Below are 22,380 nucleotides of genomic sequence, written 5' to 3'. Positions count from 1 at the left end.
ATCACCCAAACCCATTGCTTTGCCCCAACTATCTTTGCAAAAAGGGGCGGGTCTCGGGACTGAAAACTTCAACACCTCTGGATTTACTGCTCCTGGGGATACCATGGTGATTGTGAATGAAAACGGCAATGCCACCATGGCAGCCATGCTGGCTGCAGCGCGATCGCCGAATCCTTCATTCAATAACCAGATGTTAGATGAAAAGCTAGCTCTGTACCAACAACGCCTGCTTCAAAATGGTATCCCTGATGTACTGATTATGGGGAGTTCCAGAGCCATGCGGGGAATCGATCCCATTGCCCTGCAAGATGCCTTGGAAGAACAGGGCTATCCTGACATTGACGTGTTTAACTTTGGGGTTAATGGTGCGACAGCTCAGGTAGTAGACTTCATGGTTCGGCGCGTCTTAACTCCCGAGCAACTGCCTAAATTGATTATTTGGGCTGATGGGGTCAGAGCCTTTAACAATGGTCGAGTGGATGCTACCTACAACTCGATTATCGGATCACCAGGTTACCAAGCTCTAATGGCAGGAGTTTTTCCGAACCGCACTAAACAACCACCATTACCGACAGATGCCACAGACCAACCTCTAGAGGTTTTGAAGGATAGTTATAAGTATATCAGTGACTGGCTAAATCAGTCAATAGCCAAAATTTCGTTAACTTATCCTCAACGAAGCCAGCTCAAATCTCTGTTACGGGAAAAGTTGGTTGACCTAGAAAAGTTCCTCCTACCAGACACAACCAAAACTGCCAAAAAGCCTCAACATAAATTATCCCTAACGTGGAAAATTGACTTTGATGGCTTCCTGCCCCTGTCAACTCGTTTTAACACCGCTACCTACTACCAGAAACATCCTAAAGTTCCCGGTATTTATGATGGTGATTACCGGTATTTTCAGCTAGGAGGTCAGCAAGACAAAGCCCTAAGAAACTTGCTGGAATTTGCCCAGAAGCATGACGTTAGTATCGTTATGCTCAACCTACCCCTGACCAAAGAATATTTAGATCCAGTGCGGAGCAAATATGAGAAACAATTTCAGGGATACATGTACAACTTGGATTTAGAAGGGAGATTAATTTTCCGAGATTTAAATAAGATGTTGCTAACTAAATATGACTACTTTTCCGACCCCAGTCATCTCAACCGCTATGGTGCTTACCAAGTTTCTAACCAGTTGGCTAAAGATCCAATGATGCCTTGGTCATTAGTCATTAGTGATTAATCATGAATTATTAATTTGAAATTGAATAACAACCAATAATTATATAGCGGTTTGCAACCCGCGCTAATTTCCATAACAACAAGTAGTCAGTAGTCAGTAGTCAGTAGTCAGTAGTCAAGATTCGTAATTATACTTAACCTACAAGCAAACCGCTATAACTATTCAAACGGAAACGATATGTAAGCATATGCGCGTAGCGCATATGCTGATGGCTGATAGCTGAATGCTTACACGCTATCAGGCGAACATCCTTCATCCTTTATCTTTATGTCATTTATTTCGATTACCTACAGCTGTTTCTTGCTAGCAGTTTTGGGAATCTACTGGTTGGTGCAACGTTCTACAGGTGCCACAGGTTCTCCCAAACTAAAACTTTTGGTTTTATTAATTAGCAGTCTAATCTTTTATGCTTCACTACAAATCCAATACATTCCCCTGTTGGTATTGATTACCCTAATTAATTTTTACTTTGGACAAGCACTAGGTACGAATACAGTTTCTGGTTCCCATGCTACTAATTATCATCTTTCCAATGAAGAATGGCTAGTGGCTGATAGTTTTTGGAATAACCGACGGTCAAGACTACTGAGCCTAGGGATTTTCATAAATGTTATCTTTTTGCTTGGCTTCAAGTATATTCCTTTTATATTGTCCAATTTAGCAGTAATTCTCAACTTGACAATTGCTCAAGATGGGGCTAATTGGATTAGGGATAACTTAATTGTTACTCTAGGAATATCGTTTTTTATATTTGAGGGCATTGCTTATATCATTGATGTCTATCGTGGGGCTCCAGCAACTCGTAATCTCCTCCAGTTTGCTGCTTATAAGTTGTTTTTTCCTAAACTTATTTCTGGTCCAATTACTCGTTATCATCCGTTTGCTATTGAACTTAAAACCTTACAATTTCCAAGTTTTGACCGAGCAACAGAAGGACTTTGGTTGATTACATCTGGTGCGATTAAAAAGGCACTGTTAGCAGACCACATTGGTATTTTTGTTGATTTGTGTTTTGGCAATATAGAACGGGCTGGTAGTGGAGATTTATGGTTAGCTATCTTTGCCTACGGTTTACAACTCTATTTCGATTTCAGCGGCTATGTAGACATTGCCCGTGGTAGTGCAGTGTTACTGGGCATTAATCTTCCAGAAAACTTTGATTTTCCCTATTTCAGTATCAGCATTGCGGATTTCTGGCGTCGCTGGCACATCACTCTAGGGGATTGGATCCGTAACTATCTCTACTTTCCCTTGGGCGGTTCCCGTAAAGGGGTTGCTCGTACCTGCCTTAACCTATTCATCGTAATGGTCATTATTGGTATCTGGCATGGAGCAGCTTGGGGATTTGTAGCCTGGGGTGGCTTGCATGGTCTGGCGTTGGTTCTTCATCGCTTGACCGAAGCTTTCTGTGAAAATAGAGATGGGATAAAACGTTGGTGGCAAAGTTGGTCAGGGGTATTGGTCAGTTGGTTTTTGACCCAATTTATGGTGTTTACTGCCTGGATATTTTTCCGCATCCCCAATCTCACACAAGCCAGTTTAGTCATCCAGAATCTCTGGGGTCACCCAGCTGACATCCAATTTGGTCAAAAAGTCTACTTAACCGCTATTGGTATGGAACGCTTCTGGGTGGTTCTCCTGTTAGTTAGCTTAGCAGCCTCAATGGCTGGGGTTTACACTATCCGAAGGGGTCTGAAATTACAACTCAACTGGCCGGTGAAGTTGTTGTTGGTACCAGTAGGTCTCTACGTAGTTTGGTTGTTTGCTCCTCAGAGTGGTCTCCCTTACATTTATTTCGATTTCTGACTTGCCCGTAGCGCTATAACGCACTAGAACTCTATCAAAAGGGGCACATCGAAGGGATAGGATAGTAGTAATGCTGCAATAATATAAGCTTTATACAAGACTTAAGAGAGAACGCTTTATGGATCTGGTTACACTCCAGAACAAATTAGATAATATTGCCTTTTTCGTCCTGTTTGTGACGATGTTAATTTACTGGGTAGGAGCCGCTTTTCCTAAAATTCCTTATTTGTCAGCCTTAGGAACATCAGGCATGGCAACCGCTAACCTTTGCACTGCTACCTTACTCGGAGCAAGATGGCTAGAGGCAGGCTACTTCCCGATCAGTAATCTCTATGAATCCCTGTTTTTCTTAACCTGGGGAATTACCACAGTTCATCTAATTGCTGAAAACATGAGTCGCAGCCGATTGGTAGGGGTGGCTACTGCACCAGTCGCCATGGGAATTACCGCGTTTGCGGCTCTATCCCTACCACCAGATATGCAGGAAAGCGCTCCATTGGTACCTGCTCTGAAATCCAATTGGTTAATGATGCATGTTAGCATCATGATGCTCAGTTACGCCACCCTGATGGTCGGTTCCCTGGTAGCGATCGCATTTTTAGTGATTACTCGTGGTCAGAACGTGGAACTGCGAGGAAGTTCTGTCGGGACTGGTGGCTATCGCAGCAAGACTAACTTACCAGGTAATTCTACTTTTAAACTACAGCGCAACGGTAAAGAATCAATTTCTCAGCCTCTAGTTACCTCTGATACCTCATCCCCTTTAGCTGAAGTGGGACAGAGTAATGCAGCTAGTACTACAGCAGTGCTAGATTTAGTCACTACCCCCGACTCACCCGTACCATCGGTATCCACAGCACCCACCCTCTCACCCCAGAGGCTAAATATTGCCGACACTCTCGATAATATCAGCTATCGTATTATTGGGCTGGGATTTCCTCTGCTCACCATTGGGATTATTGCCGGTGCCGTTTGGGCAAACGAGGCTTGGGGTTCATACTGGAGTTGGGACCCAAAAGAAACCTGGGCATTAATTACCTGGCTAGTGTTTGCTGCCTATCTCCATGCCCGCATTACCCGTGGCTGGCAAGGACGCCGACCAGCAATTTTGGCAGGAACAGGACTTCTAGTTGTCTGGGTTTGCTATCTAGGAGTCAATCTATTGGGTAAAGGCTTACATTCCTACGGCTGGTTCTTCTAAGAACTATATATTTCCGTGATTGAGTGCATGCCCTAAATTGCTTCTACTTAAAACCCGCTTTAATGCCTAGAGGCATCGGGGAATTAACCCTAGGAAACCGACCTTTGGCTCAAAGGAATATTTGGCTCCATGGTTGGGCAATGAAACTCCTGCCCTCTAGGCATGGAAGCTTATCGAAAAGTTTGATCGGGGAAAATAGTCGTGGATAATCAGTTCAAGCCACTCGCTGTTGGTGAAGTACTATCAGTGGATGAATCTGCTCAAATCTTTATTGGTAACCGTACCTTTAGGGTCGGTGAATTCTTAGTTGCTATCAAAAAGAAATTGGTAGAAGTTTTAGGGGATGAATGGACTCCAGAACAGGAAAGTTGGTTTAGGGAATCGGGTATTCCCTGTGAAGTGTTGCAATTTGCTGCTAATGACTGGCAGCAAGGCAAGGTAAGACTTAATCTAGAATTTTGCCTTGTCGATACTCAGGATAAAGTTGATGATATATCAGCTATTGGTGGTGAAACATTGCAAAGCACATCAACCCAGGTAGCAGAACAGCCAGACCTTGCAGAGCCAGAAACTAGCAATGATTCTGGATTCGACCTTGGAGTTGGAGCAGCCACAGCCGCTGTGACTGCTACTGGAATATCAGTAGCTGAAGCACTAGAGGAAGATACCTCAACTACTATCTCGGATGAGATCACACTGAAACCTACACTTGATGCAGATGAAGACATTGCTCTCGAACAAACCCCAAGCAGTCAAGAAGAAGATGAGTTTGATTTAGGAGACTTTTCCGAAAGTGCGGAAAGTCAGGAAGATATTGGTTTCGAACAAAACCCAAGCAGTCAAGAAGAAGATGAGTTTGATTTAGGAGAATTTTCCGATAGTGAGGAAGATATTGGTTTTGAACAAACCCCAACCAGTCAAGAAGATGAGTTTGATTTAGGAGAATTTTCCGATAGTGAGGAAGATATTGGTTTCGAACAAACCCCAACCAGTCAAGAAGAAGATGAGTTTGATTTAGGAGAACTTTCCGAAAGTGACGAAGATATAGAGTTCCTAGAATCACCGACAGCAGCGGAAGAAGATTTGCTGGATTTGTCAGCAGTATCAACAGACAGTAGTAATGATTTTGATCTGGGTGACATGTCTGATGATAGTGATGAAGACATGTTTCAACTGGACGATATTTCCTTTGATGAGGAATCAGAAAACGGTGATGATAATTCCCTAATGGATGATGTCTGGCAAGAAATGAATGAGCTTAAATAAGCTTAAATAATAGTCTATTGCTAAATGTTGTGGTAAATGTTGACATGGGAGCATCGTAGTGAACATGCCGATTTCAAAGCTTTCAATAACCTTGAGGGTTTAGGATTTATAGGATTGTTAGGGTATCTATGACCTACAAAATTCAAAATGTCAAAGTTTTGGATAACTATTCATAACAACTCTAATGTCTGAGATACCGAGTTGGACACCTCTTCATGCACGGCTACATAGAACCCTGCGGCAAAAGAAGCTACTACCCAAGAATCAGCAGGTCTTAGTAGCCGTATCCGGTGGGCAAGATTCCCTTTGCCTAACCAAACTACTCCTAGATTTACAGCCCAAGTGGAAATGGCAGCTAGGAATCGCCCACTGTGACCACCGTTGGCCCTATGATGAGGGAATTTCCCTTCATGTACAGCAAATTGCTCAAAGTTGGGGACTTCCATTTCATCTACGAACCGCCCCTGAAGTGACAAAGAGCGAATCAGCAGCGCGGCAGTGGCGTTATCAAGCCCTGATTGACATTGCCCAAACTCAAGGTTATCCCACTGTTGTCACTGGTCACACAAAAAGCGATCGCGCTGAAACAGTCCTCTATAACCTGATCAGAGGTTCAGGGACTGATGGCTTGCAAGCTTTGACCTGGGAACGACCTCTTGCTCCTGGAGTACGTCTGGTGCGTCCCTTACTTGACACATCCCGTAGCGAAACTCTCCAGTTTTGCGAGCAGCAGCAACTTTCTATTTGGGTGGATGCTTACAATCAAGACCTTAACTATGCCCGTAACCGCATCCGCCAAGAGCTAATACCCTATATAAAAACCCATTTCAACCCACAAGTTGAGACAGCCTTGTCCCAAATTGCTGAAATCTTGCGAGCAGACGTGGAATATCTCGAAAACACTGCTGAGCAAATCCAAAAGCAAGCCATGGCAGTACCTACGGTCGAGGAAGATCCTGCTAGCAATAGCCCTCCACGATTGAATCGTCTGGTATTACAGCAAGCTCCCCTAGCTCTGCAACGTCGTGTGATTCGGAAGTTCCTTCAGGAAAACCAAACCAAAGCCCTCAGCTTTGAGCAAATCGAAGCGGTGACTGGTTTAATTGCTGCTCCCAACCGCTCTCGAACGTCATCCTTTCCTGGTGGAGTAACAGCCTTGGTAGAAGAGGAATGGATTATTCTTAATACTGAAGTATGAAGTATTAAGTATTAAGTATGAAACACTTCTATCTCTTAGTTTCCGAGAAATTTTTCTCCTTCAACCTACCCTACAACGAATACGGGGCGAACTACATTCAACCTTTAACATTCAAACTTCTAACATTCAAGCTTGGCCTTTCGGCCACGCTACGCGAACAATATTAAACCTTAAACCTAAGAAGCTGCCAACTCTGGAGATTGGCTTAAGCTACTGATGATTTGAGATATTTGAGCGATCGCTTGTTGTTGAGAACCACCTGTTTTCTGGATGTGATTCAGAGCATTTGCGATCGCATCCAGCTTTTGTCGAAGTTCATTGACACCATCTTGCAATGGCTGTAGGGTTTCTTCATAGAGATGAAGTTTGCCCCAAAGTTGAGCGACCTTCACCTGATTGGAGAGCCAACTTTCCTCCCAATTTTTTACCTGAGCCAGCTTAGCATCCTTTTCTTGGGTTTGTTGATTGATCAATTCTTCAGCTTGGCTAACCCTAAGGCGCATCTGTTCAATTTCTCGTTCTAGTTGTTGCAATTGATCTGACTGTTTTTTGCACTGTGCTTCTAGTTCGAGCAAAATTGGTCCTAAGTCAATTTTCTGGTTTTGTTGACCATTACTATCCACAATTCCTTGCCGCAGTCGTAACACTCGTAGATGCTGATTTATAATTTCTTCTCGTTCCCATAGAGTCCGGCGTTGACCCACCAAGGTTCTGTCCAGCATCTGGTAACGGTCTTGCTCATCTGCTAACTGGGTTTCTAGACTAATACGATCGTACTCACTAGCGACCCTAATCTGTTCTTGTAGTTCTTCAATCCCTTGGTGTTGGAGTGTTAGTTCTTCTTCTTGGTCATTGACGAAGCGTACAACTTTTTCCAAATCCTGCTGCAAATTCTGAACTATATCCTGTAACTCACCCAAGGGCATTTTTTCTAGTGCTGCAATATCCACCATTTGGCTAATTTTGACATCCCCTGATGTTGTTGCCATTCGAGCCAGTTCTTGGTATAATTTTTCCTGATTTTGGAGTTGCAGACTCACCATCCTAGCTGATTCGAGCTTGATCTCTAGATTAGTTTGCTGCACTTGCCTTTCCCGGTTTGCCTGTTCACAGGATGCTTGTAATTGTTGTAACTTTCGGGTTTGATGTTGGACTTCCTGCCCTTGACCCTCAACCTCTGCTTCCAATTTTTGAGCTAATAGACGTTGTTCATTTAACTTCTTCCAGTGATTATCCAACACCGAATGCTGATGCTTGACTACTTCCAAGGCTTGATTCAGTGGTTCCCAGACAGATTGTGTTGATTCTGCTCCTCCTGATAAGCGATTGAGCAATTGCTGAATCACACCAGCCTGCTGAGCATCTAAACCAGCAGAGTACTGACCCTCTGAAACTTGCTCTTGTAAGCGTAGCTGCTGTCCCCGGAGTTGTTCCCAAGCACCTTCGAGCTCCTTACTTTTACGCTCCAATTCTTGTCTGAGTTTAGCAGTTTCTGCCTCAGTAGTTTCCAGTTCTTGGCGTTGTTGCTCTATTCTGGAAAAATCCTCCTCCATCGTTTGCATCTGCTCAAGCCGCGCTTCCATTTCCATCTCGCGACGGTTGAGTTCTTGACTTTGATAGGTCAAAGATTGCTTCCACTGCTCAATTTCTTCTTCCTGGTTTTTTGACTTTTCTAGCAAGCGAGAGAAATTTTGCAATAGATTGACTAACCTTCCCCCCGCTGCCTCGATTGTCCCCTGTATTTGTCGATTCCCACTCAGGTTAACAATCACCAACGCACCATCACCAAAGTTATTGGCTTGTTCTGTCGGAAGCACTTCCTCCCCAGACACCTTATTCCAACTCTGGTCAGTCCGCTGAAAAGCCAGCAGTTTGAGTTCGGCCTGAGCTCTACCCATAAACCCAGTTTTCTGCTTTCTTACCTCTGCGAGATACAGCACACTGATCGTCCTCTTTTAATTGTATTGTGCCCAATTCTTAATTAACACATTTGAACGCTTAACCCCTTTGGGGTTGCAGGGTGGTAATTTTCGGAGATGATTGGTCAACCGATTTTGTTTTGATCCTTAAGGCTATTAGTCCTTTAAAGGATGACGGTATTCAGTATATTTAGACACTAAAGGTATTTTAAGGTATTTCCCAGACTTGATCTGCCAGTCAATCAAGGTTAGCAGAATAAAAATAGATTTATGAGGATAGTCTTAGGAATCTTCCCACAGGGGGGGTCTAGTTTCCCCAATCTGTCTAGTTTCCCCAAGCATAGATTTTATCAACCCTAGTGGTCGATTTTTCTAGCTAGATTGAACATAACATCTTACCCCATCACTTTCTTACCTTGTGTCTAATCCCTATTCAAATAAATATACTTAATTTATATGCTTATATGCTATCCAATGGTGTTTAAAGTCCTAACCTAGAACCTTGGACATCTTAGCTTAATTTTCCAGTAACCGTCAAAATCCCACTCTTACCCCTAATCAGTTACTTCGCTCATGGTTAGCTGTCTGCAGCCATGGTAAGCTTCCACCAGTTGGCTTACAGAAGCGATTCCTTACCAACTATACTAGCCTCACCCAATTTTTTGGGATATTTTCAGTTTACAGTTAAGCGGTTTCTTGAGCAAAGATAGATCAGTACCAGTTTATGGGCATCCTTAAACTCAATGACAGGTCATAATCTCAGATTCATCAACAGGTTGTTAGGAGCACATTGTCTTTAAATGCAGGGAACTTTGAGTGAAATTGATATCCGTAGCATCCTGCAACTGATCGAGCTAGGTCAGCGAACCGGGGAACTCTTAGTCGAGGCATACAGCTCTCACCCTAGTAGCAAGGCTAGCAATAGTGGCAGTCATCGTTTTGCCTCAGGTAGACTTTACCAGCAGCCAAAACTACCAAGTCCCGGTCCTTATTGGTTTGTCTTCTTCCTGAATGGCCAGATTGCCTATGCTGCTGACAGCGATGGGAGCTTGTCGCGCCTGCATGATTATCTGCGCCGCTATAAAGCCAATGATGCTCTCAAGGAATTGGAAAGTCTGTCCATTGCCGCTACCAATGCTCTAGAGTATGGTTATCTTTGGGCTTTGTTAGAAAAGCATGTGATCACACCAAACCAAGGGCGAAGCATTATTCAAAGCATGGTTAATGAAACCCTTTTTGATTTGCTGAGCTTTCACCATGGCTACTTTGTATTTGAAATTGGTCCGGCATTAGCACCGCAACTTACTACCTTAGAAATAGGACCATTGGTCACAGAGATTATGAAGCAGGTGCAGGAGTGGAAGCAATTGTGCCCTCATATCCAATCTCCCCATCAGTGTCCAATGATTACTGCCCATGACCAGTTACAGGCTACACTGCCCGAAAAATCCTTTAGACTCATCAGCAGTTGGGTAGATGGCAAAACTTCTCTACGCCAGTTGTCCCGTTATCTCCATCGCGACCTGATCACCGTAGCTCGGGCTATTTATCCCTATGTACAACAGGGGTCAATCCAAATGGTGACCCCCAAAGAAGCAGATACGCCAGCCATTGAAGAGCAATGGGAGTTGAAGAAAGTTACACGATCTGTTGTCTGTGTTGATGATGATCTCGCAGTTGGAAAAGCTGTGGAATATACCCTAGAAGCCAAAGGTTATAAAGTCACAGCAATACAGAAGCCCCTAAAGGCTCTGAGTGAGGTTTTTCAACTCCAACCCGATCTCATCCTCTGTGACCTAGTAATGCCCGACCTAGATGGTTATGAGCTTTGTGGCATGTTACGCCAATCCACAGCATTTCGGCAAACCCCCATCATCATGCTCACAGGCAAAGATGGCTTTATCGATCGCGTCAGAGCCCGGATGGTAGGCGCAACTGACTACTTAACGAAGCCCTTCGGAGATCATGAGTTATTGATGCTTTTGGAAAAATACATTTGGTCCAGGTGATCTAGAACAATGCCAAGATAGTCATACCCTGACCAAAGAATTAGATCAAGGGGAGAATCTTGCTCTGTCAGCCTTTAACTTATTAATAGAGGCGTCTAACCCATCAGTTAATTAACCAACACTATCCTAATTAAACCCACTGGTCAAGCTAGAAGCTTCCACAAATTCAATAAAAATCTAGTCTTTCTTGGTATCACCACCAATAGATGAGCGATACTGTAATCATGATTTAATTTATAGACCCAAATCGGGCTGTAGTTTAATTTCACTACTATTTCCCGAGGGTCGAGCTAGGAGTTATGAGTAAAGTTTTAGTTGTAGAAGACAGCCTTGCTCAACGGCAGATGATCTCAGACCTCCTCAAAGGTAGTGGTTTGAAGGTGGATGTTGCCAGTGATGGTGTTGAGGCTTTAGAACATATTCTAGAGTCTTGTCCAGATGTAGTGGTCTTGGATATAGTGATGCCACGCATGAATGGCTATGAGGTCTGTCGCCGTCTTAAGGCTGACCCTAAAACTCAGAATGTGCCAGTGGTTATGTGTTCTTCAAAAGGTGAAGAATTTGACCGCTATTGGGGCATGAAGCAAGGTGCAGATGCATACATTGCTAAGCCTTTTCAGCCAACGGAGTTGATTGGAACAGTTAGACAGCTACTTAGAACATAAATATATTGGTATTTGACGGGAATGGTTGCTAATCCGGACTTTGTAACTGACTCTGCTCTTGAACAAGCCCCAGAATTGCAGGAATTGGAAAGTCCTGAAGGCGAACTATACCTGCGGTTTTATCTGCGATCTGGTGATGAATTTGCTCTGCCGGCTACTGGTATCAAAGAGGTAATTGACCCCTGCCCTGAACAAATTACTCCTATTCCTAATGCTTCCCCTTTATTGTTGGGGACTTTCAATCGACGTGGACGGGTAATTTGGGTCTCAGATCTAGGTCAGTTTCTGGGGGATAAAACGGTTTTAAATACAGACCGTATCGAAATCCCTGTTATTGTTATTGAAGATCAAGACACTATGCTGGGGTTGGCAGTTCAAGAAATTGTCTGTACAGACTGGCTGGATGTGGAAAAGTTACATATGCCTACCAATGTTGCCGATAGTATGGCTCCTTTCTTACGCGGTGAGTGGTTGCTAGACATTGAGTCTAATCAAGTTCTGCGACTACTTGATCATGTGGCGATTATACGCTCAGCCAGGTGGGCAGCCTAAAACTAATTATTAAAAATTGAACATTAAAAATTAGTTGGATTAATTATTATTGGCTCTCCCGAAATTGCTGTGTCAAAATGTTATGAAATAATTATTATAATCATCATGTTGCGGGAGTTTCAGTTTTTAATAGAATGATTTTTTATAAAAAAAACGTCCAATCAGACCTAGTCGGCAATAAGCGCGGTTTTATACACACTATGTCCGGTAGAGCCTTATTATTAAACATTAAATTAATTTTTAATGCTTCGGGAGGAGGTAAATGGCATCCAGTATAAATTACCCCCAGCTGTATGGGGAAGCCGAAAAAGCCTATATGCAGGGCAAATACCAAGAAGCGGCAACAATTGTTGATCGTTTGATTGAGGATTTCCCTAATGAACCCAGTGCGCTGCTACTGCGGGGTCATATTTACTGCTATGGTCTACAGCAGTACGATGTGGCTCGCCAACAGTATGAATCAGTACTCAATCTGACCTCTGAGCCAGATTTTGTGAATTATGCCAACAACGGTCTAGAGTACGCCCAGCAATCTACAAATGGTCATCAGGAGGCTGGGTTATCACCTGATGATGATGTCAATACATCACAGGTAAAACTAGATGATACTGAGGAGTTGAGTGCAGAACCCACAGCAGGAAATTGGCAAGACTTCGCTGATTTTAATGATATCAGTGAATTTGACCCGGAAAGCTTAAGTTTGGATAACACAGGGGTTGATGATTTTGCTTCAGAATCAACCTCACCCTTTAACGATTATTTTCAAGATTCCACTAGTGATGAAGGAGCCATAGAGTTACAGTCTGCTTCTAATCTAGACCCTTTTAGTATCGTCAGTGACTTAGAAGAAGACAGTGAGGATTTAGAGAGTTGGGAAATTGCCTCTGAGGATTTAGAACTCGATGTTAATGCTGTCAGTAGTCAGACTTCTTACAATGGCACAGAAGGACACTTTCCTGAACTCTCTCAAGAGGAGGGTCTACAAACATTTATGGTGTCTCCGGAGGTGAATTTAGACGAAGATCACTCTTTAGGTTCAGAACAGTTAACTAGTGAATCGAGCACAGTTGAGTTTAACATCCTGGGTGAAGAAGAATTAGAATCTCTGCCGGATTACGAGTTTAGCGATCTTGAGGAGCAATCAAAGAATTCCTTTGTTGAAGCCGCAACCCTGTTAATGAATTCAGAAGAGCTTGAGGGGCATTTTTACCCGACTCCAAGTTCTTATCCTACCCCTCCCAGCGAGCAGCCTTTGGAACCTGAGAAACCAACTTCTGGGGATACTCAAGCCTATGCTGACAATCAAGAGGACTTAGAATATCTCAATGATGAGGCGGCTGACTCTACTGAACCCTATTTAGGGGGAAACTATGGCTCGGATGAGCAACTTTTGGACTCAGCTTACGATCACAATGGGTTCAACTCTCCAAGCCCAGACCAAATTAATTTGGAATCCTTTGATGATGATTCTTGGACAATGGATGATGTAACGGAATCAGAAGAGGAAATATTGTCAGGAATTGAAGCACATCAAGGGGTAAAAGAGGGGTTTTTAGATGAGTTTGACCTATTTGATGATGATTTAGATTCAATCCCTGATTTCTCTGTTGATGATCAGCAAGCACTGTCCAATCAGAGTGATGACAATAGTGGTTTTGATGTATTAAGCACTACTGGCTCAACACTGGGAAGTACTGGGTCAATGGAGATGAACACCAGTGGTATTAGTGCTGTAGCCAGTCATGATTATCCGTCAGCCACTGGGAATGAGGAGCTATTTAGCCTTAGTAGTGCCACCGAGCCAATCCCAATTTATAATCCCACTAAAGACATTGACAAAGAGCTGGTTGTTAGTATTGACCAAGGTCCACTAGCTGCCATAGAAAACGCTCCTGTCAACCAGAAGAATTGGATGACTGCCTTGATTACTGGCGCGGTCTCAATGGTGGTGGTAGCGGCGGTTAGTGCTGGAGCACAATACATGGTTCGAGATGAGCCATCCTTCAAAAACCACGTGCGAAATACTAGTATTATAATGACCCTAGCCGCTGGTGTTGCCAGTTTTGGTACTACTCTGGCTGTGGGTAATATTACAGCTAGGCAGATTAGACGTAGTACCGAAAACCTGAAAACCCAGTTTGAAGGAGTCTCTCAGGGTAATCTCAATGCCCATGCTACGGTTTATTACCAGGACGAATTGGGTCAGCTAGCCCATAGTTTCAACCAAATGGCTAGAGTCATCTTGACAACGATGACTGAAGCACAACGAAAGGCAGAAGAGCAAGAACAGGCAAAAGAAGACCTCCAACGCCAGGTAATTCGATTGCTTGATGATGTGGAAGGGGCAGCACGAGGGGATTTAACGGTACAAGCAGAGGTAACTGCTGATGTTTTGGGGGCAGTTGCTGATTCCTTCAACCTGACCATTCAAAACCTACGGGAAATTGTACAACAAGTCAAGCAGGCAGTCCGTCAGGTGACCAAATCTTCCACCGATAGTGAGTCCTTTGCCCGTTGCTTGTCTTCTGATGCTTTACGGCAAGCTGAGGAACTGGCGGTGACCCTGAACTCTGTACAGGTGATGACCGATGCTATTCAGCGGGTGGCAGAGAGTGCACGAGAAGCTGAGGAAGTTGCTCGCTCAGCCTCGGCTACTGCTCTCAAAGGTGGTGAGGCTGTGGAGCGCACTGTGGCAGGAATTTTGCAAATTCGTGAAACTGTAGCAGAAACGACTCGTAAAGTCAAGCGTTTGGCCGAATCTTCCCAGGAAATAGGTAAAATTGTTACATCGATTTCTACCATTGCCTCCCGAACGAATTTGTTAGCGCTCAATGCTAGTATTGAGGCGGCAAGAGCTGGAGAAGCTGGTCGAGGCTTTGCTGTTGTTGCCGATGAGGTACGACAGCTCGCTGATAAGTCAGCCAAGGCACTCAAGGATATTGAACACATTGTGTTGCAAATCCAGAGTGAAACCGGTTTAGTTATGACAGCTATGGAAGAAGGCACCCAACAGGTGATTGAAGGTACTAAACGAGCAGAACAAGCCAAGCAATCCCTAGAAGATATTGTGCAAGTGGCAAACCGGATCGATGCTTTAGTACGTGCCATCACTGCAGATACTATCGAGCAAACTGAAACATCCCGTGCTGTTGCCCAAGTGATGCAATCCGTTGAGTTAACCGCTCAAGAAACCTCCCAAGAAGCCCAAAGGGTTTCTGGAGCTTTGCAAAACCTGGTCGGTGTGGCGGGAGAGTTGCGGACATTTGTTGAGCGTTTCCGTGTGGAAGCGAATGATGGGAAATGATTGATTAATGGCTAAAACTTCCAGCCTCGGGTTATGGAGTCAGCGTTTACTGGCTGCGATTTTCTTAGCTGGGCAAGTGATACTTCATCTACTAACTGGGAAGATTCACCGCCGCAATACTATCGAGCAAATGGTAACTGTTGGACCAGAGTCTCTGATAATTGCTCTGCTCACTGCTACTGTAATCGGTATGGTGTTTACCATTCAGGTAACACGAGAGTTCATTAATTTTGGTGCCACCAATGCCATTGGGGGAGTCTTGGCTCTAGCTTTGGCTAGGGAATTGGCTCCGGTGTTGACTGCTGTGGTTTTAGCAGGACGAGTTGGTTCGGCATTTGCTGCTGAAATTGGTACGATGCGCGTTTCAGAGCAAATTGATGCTTTGTATATGCTCAAGACTGACCCAATTGATTACTTAGTGATTCCTCGGGTTATTGCTTGTTGTCTGATGCTGCCAGTGTTGACCATTCTCGCCATTGTGACTGGTATGGTAGGAGGATTGGTGCTGGCTCAAAATCTTTATGGTATTCCCCAGTCTTTGTTTCTTGATTCGGCTCGTAACTTCTTAGGAATTTGGGACTTGTTCTCTGCTGCTATTAAATCTGTAGTGTTTGGGCTGTTGATTGCTGTGATTGGTTGTAGCTGGGGGTTAACCACGACAGGAGGGGCTAAAGGTGTCGGTCAATCTACCACCACTGCTGTGGTTACTGCTTTGCTAGCAATTTTTATTATCAACTTTTTCTTATCATGGTTGATGTTCCAAGGGATGGGTAGTGCGGTGATCAGCTAAATAGCTTGATGATGAGTTAACTTAAAATATATCAATCGACCGCTACAGGAAGGGTGACTCTTTTTCCTTTGGGAAACTTCCCATAGCTCCACTTAACGCCATTGTCCACACTGTTCAGTTCTACAACTTCACTAATGTCCCAGTCGTATTTTGATACCGAAAGCAAAACTCACAAGTCGTTTGAATTACCCGGTGCTAAACCCCAATACAATCCTGACCGCCCAGGACAAGTGGAGCATATTTTCCTGGATTTAACTCTGGATATCCCCCTCCAAAGCGTTAGCGGTACCTGCACTATCACCCTCAACCCAATACGCGGCATTAAACAGCTAGTAATTGATGCGGTCAACTTGACTATCGCCTCAGTGCAGGTTGACCAAATCCCCCAACCCTTTGAGTATGACGGGGAACAACTAAAGATTCAGCTACTTAACCCGGTTGTTGTTGGAAAAGCGATTAAGATTGCGATCGCATACAGTGTAGACAACCCCCAGCGGGGTATTTACTTCATTCATCCAAACCAACACTACCCCAACAAACCCACCCAAGTTTGGACCCAAGGAGAAGATGAAGACTCTCGCTACTGGTTCCCTTGTTTCGATTATCCTGGTCAACTTGCTACCTCCGAAATCCGCGTTAGAGTGCCAAAACCCCTGATTGCTATCTCCAACGGGGAACTAATTGCTACAGAAGAAGACGGGGATGAAACCATATACCACTGGCGGCAGCAAGAAGTTCATCCCACTTACCTGATGACTCTAGCAGTAGCAGACTTTGCGGAAATTCGGGATGAATGGCAGGGCAAACCAGTCAACTACTACGTCGAGAAGGGGCGAGAGCAGGATGCTCGCCGCAGCATGGGCAAAACCCCTGGAATGATAGAGTTCTTGAGTGAAACCTTTGGCTATCCCTACCCCTATCCGAAATACGCCCAAGTCTGTGTAGAAGACTTCATCTTTGGTGGTATGGAAAACACCTCCACCACTCTGTTAACAGACCGTTGCTTGCTTGATGAACGAGCAGCTATCGATAACCAACGGACTGAAAGCCTTGTGGTTCACGAACTTGCTCATCAGTGGTTTGGGGACTTAGTGGTGATTAAACACTGGTCCCATGCCTGGCTTAAGGAAGGCATGGCATCCTACACAGAAGTGTTTTGGACCGAACATGAGTATGGTAAAGATGATGCTGCCTACTACCTACTCAATGAAGCACGTAGCTATATCTCAGAAGATAGTTCTCGTTACCGCCGCCCCATGGTGACCCATGTCTATCGAGAAGCTATGGAACTCTACGATAGGCACCTTTATGAAAAAGGTGCTTGCGTCTATCATATGATTCGGGCAGAGTTAGGGGAAGACTTGTTCTGGAAAGCCATCCAAACCTTTGTTAAAGATAATGCTCACAAAACCGTAGAAACCATTGACCTGCTAAGGGCGATTGAAAAAGCTACCGGTCGTAATCTGTTATTCCTATTTGACCAGTACGTCTTCCGGGGGGGTCATCCTGAATACAAAGTTGCCTATTCCTGGGATGGGGATAGCCAGTTGGCTAAAGTTACAGTAACCCAAACTCAGGCAAAAGATAGTAACACGGGTAGCGATAGTGAGCTATTTGACCTCAAAATCCCGATTGCCTTTGGTTACACCCAGCTCGAAGACGATTCTCCTGTGGAAACGTCTAATGAAACGTGCCTACAGACATTTACGGTCAGGGTTCATGAACGGGAACAAAGTTTCTATTTCCCACTGGGGAAAAAACCTAACTTGATTAGTTTCGACCACGGGAATAATTACCTGAAAACCGTTTCCCTAGAATACCCCATAGCCGAGCTCAAAGCCCAGCTGAAATTTGACCCAGACCCCATCTCCCGTATCTATGCAGGGAAAGCCTTGGCGAAAAAGGGAGGATTAGAAGCAGTAAAAGCATTGTCTGATGCCCTAAAGAGTGAATCATTCTGGGGTGTTCGTTTAGAAGTAGCCAAACAATTAGCTAAGGTAAAACTAGATCAAGCCGAAGCCGCCTTAATTGCTGGCTTGTCCGATCAAAATCTCCGTGTGCGTCGTGCCGTTGTGCAAGCCTTGGGTGAAGTGAAGACTCCAGAAAGCTACAATGCTCTCAAGCAATTACTAGAAAAAGGGGATGCCAGCTACTACGTAGAAGCCTCAGCAGCTAGGTCACTTGGGGGAATGGTTTCGGCAAGCCTTAAGGATAGGGAAGATGAAGTAATCCAATTGCTGACAAAAGTACTCCAAGAACGGAGTGGTTGGAATGAAGTAGTACGTAGCGGTGCCATTGGTGGCTTAAGTCAAATTAAATCCTCACCCATTGCCCTAGACGTAATTTTAGAATATACCACTCCTGGCATACCTCAACCCCTTCGTCTAGCAGCGATTCGAGCTTTAGGAGACATTTCTAAAGGTCAGACTCCCAATAAAATAGAGTCGATCCTGGAGCAATTAGAAGAACTGTCCCGTGAAACCTTCTATTTGACTCAAGTCACCATAGTTGGGGCTCTAGGAAAAATGGAAACCCCGAAAGCTATGGATATTTTGCGATCGCTTTTAGAGAATACGCCTGATGGGCGAATTCGTCGGATTGCAGAAGAAGCCATTCAGAAAGTCCAGAAAAACATTGGCTCTGACAAAGCCCTTAAACAGCTACGGGACGAACTTGACAAACTCAAAAAAGATAATCAGGAACTCAAAAGCCGCCTCGAAAACCTGGAAGCCAAATCTAATTAAGTATGAAGTCTTTCTTTTACAGCTTCTAATTAAATTTCGTAAGCATTCAGCTCTCAGCTTTCAGCTCTCAGCTCTCAGCTCTCAGCCATTCGCGTAGCGTGGCCAACGGCCAAGGCTAAGGCTGACGGCTGACGGCTGACGGCTGAATGCTTACAATTTATACTTAAATTTCTACAGTGAACACTGACCCCGATGGTTGATTATTTTCTACGAATATTCTACCACCATGGGCTTCAACTGCCATTTTACAGAATGTTAATCCCAGACCAGTTTGATAAATTCCAGTCATTAAATTTCCCACATCGTACTTATCAAAAATACGTTTTCGCAATTCTTCATTAATCCCAGGTCCAGAATCAGCAATGCGAATTATAGCTTTGGTTTCCCGATCTACTGGATAATATACTTGCAGTATAACTTTACTTTGTGAAGGAGAAAATTTGATGGCATTTGAGAGTAAGTTATCTAAGACACGGCGGATTAAATTAGCATCAATTAAAAGAGTCTTACTGGATTCTGGTAGATCGCTAACTAGCTGAATGTTTTTCTCGTAAGCAATGGCTTGGAAATCTAAGACTACCTCTTGTTCGAGTGCATTGATATCCACCAAGTCTCGATTAAGCGTAAGTTTTCCCGATTGTAACTTCGCCATCATCAATAAGTTATCCGTCATTGAGCGCAGCTGGAGAGCTAATTTCAAGATTTGTTCAGTCTTTCTTTGCTGTTTTTTTTGAAGTTCAGTTTGCTGCCAAATATCAAAATATATCATAATATTAGCCAAAGGATGTCTCAAATCATGCACGATCATATGACACATAAGTAGTCGGACAAAAGTAAAATTAACTGTTGAAATAGGGAGCAGGGACTGAGGCCGTGGGCCACGCGGGGCGCGTTCGGAGCTGGGAGCAGAGGGGCTTTTGGCAACTTTACAGAAGTTAATACAGCGATGCAGCTTCGGAACAGGGGGTTTCCCCCACTCGCGCTTTGCATCAAGAAGTGAGGTTTATTTTTGTCCAGGTACTTAGTGCCGATTTGGTTCGGGCAATCACGGAAACAGCATAGTGTAGATAAATCAACGTCGATAAATCAACGTCGATAAATCAACAGATTGCCCATGCTGCTTCGCTACGATACCAGCGGAATCGATATGACACCATTGTTGCTTTGTTGATTTAGCCCCGTCATGGAGGATTCTGCTGAAGTTTTAATTTAAAGACTGTCGGTGATAACACGCAAATCAGAGCTGAAATCCGAAGCTAGAGCCTCGGTTAATGTAATAATGGAAGTTGACAATTTTCCCGATATATGCATCAAGAGGTGCGACCCGTGGGGAATTTAATTCTTAATGGGTCAAGCGCACCTAGAAAAAATCTATGACACAGGACTAGTAAACCTTGGCAGAAATTTGTGACCAGTTCCTCTGAAGATGACCAGATCAGGGAATGAGGGGATGAGGGGGTGATTTTGACTGGTCAGTTATTTTGAGCGTAATCTACTCAATTGACCATAATTGACTATCGGAAGTTCAGGAAATGGGCAAGTTTCTGGTGTAGGTTTCTATGGGACTCTCAATTGTCCTGGTAGCAAAACCTGCCCTAAACCTTCGATTGGACTTAAACTGAGATCTTGCACCATTGTCATTAATCGTAGGGTGGGCAGTGCCTACCAAAGTGGTTTGCAAGCTTCATTATCTGTCTGATGCACTGCCCACCCTACATGAACTATTGGACTTAAACACCGAATTATAGTATATGTACAAGTGTATACTTATTTAATAAAACGCAAAAGATAGATAAAAAACTATAAATTTCTTAGAGAGGCCTATACTCAGCGTGAGTCAGCATCAACTTGTATCTCCTGAACAGCGGTCTAATGAACCCCAAAGGTACTATGATCCACAAGCGATCGCCCGCTACTATCGTTCCAGACCTTGGGTAGTGATTTGGCGTTGCCTGAGGATTGTCTGGGGTTTCGCTAGCTTTGTTTTTAGTATTAAGTTAGACCAATGGCGCAACCGGACTGAGCAGAATAAGTTAAAACGAGCGACACAGCTGCGGGAACTTCTGACTAACCTCGGTCCAACCTTTATTAAAGTCGGACAAGCTCTTTCCACCCGCCCTGACTTGATTCGGCAAGATTTTTTAGATGAACTGATCAAACTACAAGACCAGCTGCCTCCCTTTGACAATGCGATCGCATTGTCCATAATCGAGCAAGAGTTAGGGCGCTCCATCCAAAAACTCTTTAGCCAAATTTCCCCAAGACCTGTAGCAGCCGCTAGTCTTGGTCAAGTCTATCGGGCTAAACTTCACACCGGTGAAGAGGTGGCGGTTAAGGTACAACGTCCTAACTTACGCCCTGTCCTCACCCTAGATCTTTATTTGATGCGGTGGGCAGCTAGCTGGATTGCCCCCTGGTTACCACTCAATCTCGGTCATGACCTAACTTTGATTGTAGATGAATTTGGTACTAAGCTCTTTGAGGAAATTAATTATCTCAATGAAGGTCGCAATGCCGAACGATTTGCTCTAAACTTCCAAGACGACCCCACTGTGAAGGTTCCAGCAATATACTGGCGCTACAGCAGTATCCGTGTCCTCACCCTAGAGTGGATTGATGGTTTCAAGTTAACAGACACAGAACGTATTGAAGCCTTAGGACTAGACACCGCAAGCTTGATTAAAACCGGTGTCACCTCTGGTTTGCGTCAGTTGTTAGAGCATGGCTTTTTCCATGCTGATCCTCATCCAGGTAACTTATTTGCCCTTCCGGATGGACGCATGGGCTATATTGACTTTGGTATGATGGATCAGTTAGATCAGGATACCAAAGAAACCATTGTCAGCTGTGTTGTTGATCTCATTAATAAAGATTATCAATCATTAGCCCAGGCTTTTGTTAAATTAGGTTTCTTAGCACCCAACACAGATATTCAGCCGATTATCCCAGCCTTAGAAGCTGTGTTGGGAGAAGCAATTGGTGAAAGTGTCGGGGATTTCAACTTCAAGACGATCACAGATCAGTTCTCAGAGTTGATGTACGACTATCCTTTCCGGGTTCCAGCCAAGTTTTCCTTAATTATCCGTTCTCTGGTGACTCAGGAAGGACTCGCACTGAGCTTAGATCGGAATTTCAAAATTGTCGAGGTTTCCTACCCCTATGTAGCTCAGCGTCTGCTTACCGGTGAAACCCCACAAATGCGGCGGCGTTTGATTGAGGTGTTGTTCAAAGACGGTAAATTCCAGTGGGAACGACTGGAAAATATGATTGCGATCGCTCGCTCTGATCAGAACTTTGATTTGCTACCAACCGCTCAACTTGGTTTGCAATATCTGTTGTCTGAGGAAGGTCAGTTTCTGCGACGTGAACTGTTGTTAGCGTTAACCGAAGATGACCAACTCCATGGAGCAGAAATTCAGAGTCTGTGGAACTTAGTCAAAGATGATTTACCACCAGAACGTTTATTCAATGTAGCTTTGAATGCACTAAGTACTATTTCCAGTGATGGGATTGGGGCTATTTTACCCAAAGCTCCTGCTGTTACTACCAAATAGTGTGTCAGACCAACTGGCTGACAACGATATTCCTGATCATGACTGGCCGGTCACGACCGGCGCTATGAAGCAAATCTAGAGCAAAAAAGGGACCGGTTTTTGAACGCGGGAAACGAAAAAGGAAGCTTCTTTGGTTTATTTCAG

At 44.1% G+C, this 22,380-nt stretch carries 14 protein-coding genes and 1 pseudogene; 13 read left to right on the top strand and 2 right to left on the bottom strand.

Going from position 1 to position 22,380, the window contains the following annotated elements:
* The 6 genes and pseudogenes from F6J94_RS11410 to F6J94_RS11385 form a co-directional block, all read left to right on the top strand.
* Nucleotides 1-1,228 (top strand): annotated as a pseudogene (locus tag F6J94_RS11410) (DUF1574 family protein); the annotation flags it as partial.
* Nucleotides 1,229-1,495: 267 nt separating this feature from the next.
* The gene (locus tag F6J94_RS11405) at nt 1,496-3,034 is read left to right on the top strand and encodes an MBOAT family protein (protein ID WP_293039943.1); all 1,539 of its coding nucleotides are present in this window, start codon (nt 1,496-1,498) and stop codon (nt 3,032-3,034) included.
* A 118-nt stretch (nt 3,035-3,152) separates the two neighbouring features.
* Nucleotides 3,153-4,235 carry a c-type cytochrome biogenesis protein CcsB gene (gene ccsB / locus F6J94_RS11400; RefSeq protein WP_293039940.1) on the top strand — a complete coding sequence of 361 codons (1,083 nt, stop codon included), beginning with the start codon at nt 3,153-3,155 and terminating at the stop codon, nt 4,233-4,235.
* Nucleotides 4,236-4,436: 201 nt separating this feature from the next.
* The gene (locus F6J94_RS11395) at nt 4,437-5,501 is read left to right on the top strand and encodes a KGK domain-containing protein (RefSeq protein ID WP_293039937.1); all 1,065 of its coding nucleotides are present in this window, start codon (nt 4,437-4,439) and stop codon (nt 5,499-5,501) included.
* A 184-nt stretch (nt 5,502-5,685) separates the two neighbouring features.
* Nucleotides 5,686-6,699, top strand: coding sequence for a tRNA lysidine(34) synthetase TilS (gene tilS, locus F6J94_RS11390; protein ID WP_293039934.1), 1,014 nt, complete (start codon nt 5,686-5,688; stop codon nt 6,697-6,699).
* A 17-nt stretch (nt 6,700-6,716) separates the two neighbouring features.
* A complete protein-coding gene (locus F6J94_RS11385; RefSeq protein WP_293039931.1) occupies nt 6,717-6,866 on the top strand; it encodes a hypothetical protein in 150 nt (49 codons plus the stop codon).
* Between the two features lie 9 nt (nt 6,867-6,875).
* On the opposite strand, the gene hmpF is transcribed toward F6J94_RS11385, so the two are convergent.
* Nucleotides 6,876-8,639 (bottom strand): pilus motility taxis protein HmpF, encoded by a 1,764-nt coding sequence (hmpF, locus tag F6J94_RS11380; RefSeq protein ID WP_293039928.1) that lies wholly within the window; start codon nt 8,637-8,639, stop codon nt 6,876-6,878.
* 791 nt (nt 8,640-9,430) lie between these two features.
* Between hmpF and F6J94_RS11375 the strand changes: the two genes are divergently transcribed.
* From F6J94_RS11375 to F6J94_RS11350, 6 genes are all read left to right on the top strand, one after another.
* Nucleotides 9,431-10,627 carry a response regulator gene (locus F6J94_RS11375; RefSeq protein ID WP_364304510.1) on the top strand — a complete coding sequence of 399 codons (1,197 nt, stop codon included), beginning with the start codon at nt 9,431-9,433 and terminating at the stop codon, nt 10,625-10,627.
* Between the two features lie 299 nt (nt 10,628-10,926).
* Nucleotides 10,927-11,292: a response regulator gene (locus F6J94_RS11370; RefSeq protein ID WP_293021527.1), complete on the top strand. Its 366-nt coding sequence runs from the start codon at nt 10,927-10,929 to the stop codon at nt 11,290-11,292.
* Nucleotides 11,293-11,313: 21 nt separating this feature from the next.
* Nucleotides 11,314-11,844 (top strand): chemotaxis protein CheW, encoded by a 531-nt coding sequence (locus F6J94_RS11365; RefSeq protein ID WP_293039925.1) that lies wholly within the window; start codon nt 11,314-11,316, stop codon nt 11,842-11,844.
* A gap of 262 nt (nt 11,845-12,106) precedes the next feature.
* Nucleotides 12,107-15,148 carry a methyl-accepting chemotaxis protein gene (locus F6J94_RS11360; protein ID WP_293039922.1) on the top strand — a complete coding sequence of 1,014 codons (3,042 nt, stop codon included), beginning with the start codon at nt 12,107-12,109 and terminating at the stop codon, nt 15,146-15,148.
* A 7-nt stretch (nt 15,149-15,155) separates the two neighbouring features.
* Nucleotides 15,156-15,938, top strand: a complete 783-nt coding sequence (locus F6J94_RS11355; RefSeq protein ID WP_293021521.1) for an MlaE family lipid ABC transporter permease subunit — start codon at nt 15,156-15,158, stop codon at nt 15,936-15,938.
* A gap of 134 nt (nt 15,939-16,072) precedes the next feature.
* Nucleotides 16,073-18,682, top strand: coding sequence for a M1 family metallopeptidase (locus tag F6J94_RS11350; protein WP_293039919.1), 2,610 nt, complete (start codon nt 16,073-16,075; stop codon nt 18,680-18,682).
* 163 nt (nt 18,683-18,845) lie between these two features.
* Here F6J94_RS11350 and F6J94_RS11345 read toward each other — a convergent pair whose 3' ends face one another.
* Complete coding sequence (locus F6J94_RS11345; RefSeq protein WP_293039916.1) at nt 18,846-19,490, bottom strand: ATP-binding protein; 645 nt, start codon at nt 19,488-19,490, stop codon at nt 18,846-18,848.
* A gap of 1,024 nt (nt 19,491-20,514) precedes the next feature.
* On the opposite strand from F6J94_RS11345, the gene F6J94_RS11340 reads away from it, so the two are divergent.
* A complete protein-coding gene (locus F6J94_RS11340; RefSeq protein ID WP_293039913.1) occupies nt 20,515-22,236 on the top strand; it encodes an AarF/ABC1/UbiB kinase family protein in 1,722 nt (573 codons plus the stop codon).
* The last annotated feature ends 144 nt before the right edge of the window (nt 22,237-22,380 follow it).

The sequence above is a fragment of the Moorena sp. SIO1F2 genome, assembly GCF_010672755.1.
In the GTDB taxonomy this organism is placed as follows: domain Bacteria; phylum Cyanobacteriota; class Cyanobacteriia; order Cyanobacteriales; family Coleofasciculaceae; genus Moorena.
This window is presented reverse-complemented; position numbering and strand designations above follow the sequence as displayed.

Coding starts and splice junctions, on each gene's coding strand:
- F6J94_RS11365 (WP_293039925.1), top strand. CDS start 11,314: ATGGTTGCTAATCCGGACTTTGTAACTGACTCTGCTCTTGAACAAGCC.
- F6J94_RS11370 (WP_293021527.1), top strand. CDS start 10,927: ATGAGTAAAGTTTTAGTTGTAGAAGACAGCCTTGCTCAACGGCAGATG.
- F6J94_RS11350 (WP_293039919.1), top strand. CDS start 16,073: ATGTCCCAGTCGTATTTTGATACCGAAAGCAAAACTCACAAGTCGTTT.
- ccsB (WP_293039940.1), top strand. CDS start 3,153: ATGGATCTGGTTACACTCCAGAACAAATTAGATAATATTGCCTTTTTC.
- F6J94_RS11385 (WP_293039931.1), top strand. CDS start 6,717: ATGAAACACTTCTATCTCTTAGTTTCCGAGAAATTTTTCTCCTTCAAC.
- tilS (WP_293039934.1), top strand. CDS start 5,686: ATGTCTGAGATACCGAGTTGGACACCTCTTCATGCACGGCTACATAGA.
- F6J94_RS11345 (WP_293039916.1), bottom strand. CDS start 19,490: ATGATCGTGCATGATTTGAGACATCCTTTGGCTAATATTATGATATAT.
- F6J94_RS11360 (WP_293039922.1), top strand. CDS start 12,107: ATGGCATCCAGTATAAATTACCCCCAGCTGTATGGGGAAGCCGAAAAA.
- F6J94_RS11405 (WP_293039943.1), top strand. CDS start 1,496: ATGTCATTTATTTCGATTACCTACAGCTGTTTCTTGCTAGCAGTTTTG.
- F6J94_RS11355 (WP_293021521.1), top strand. CDS start 15,156: ATGGCTAAAACTTCCAGCCTCGGGTTATGGAGTCAGCGTTTACTGGCT.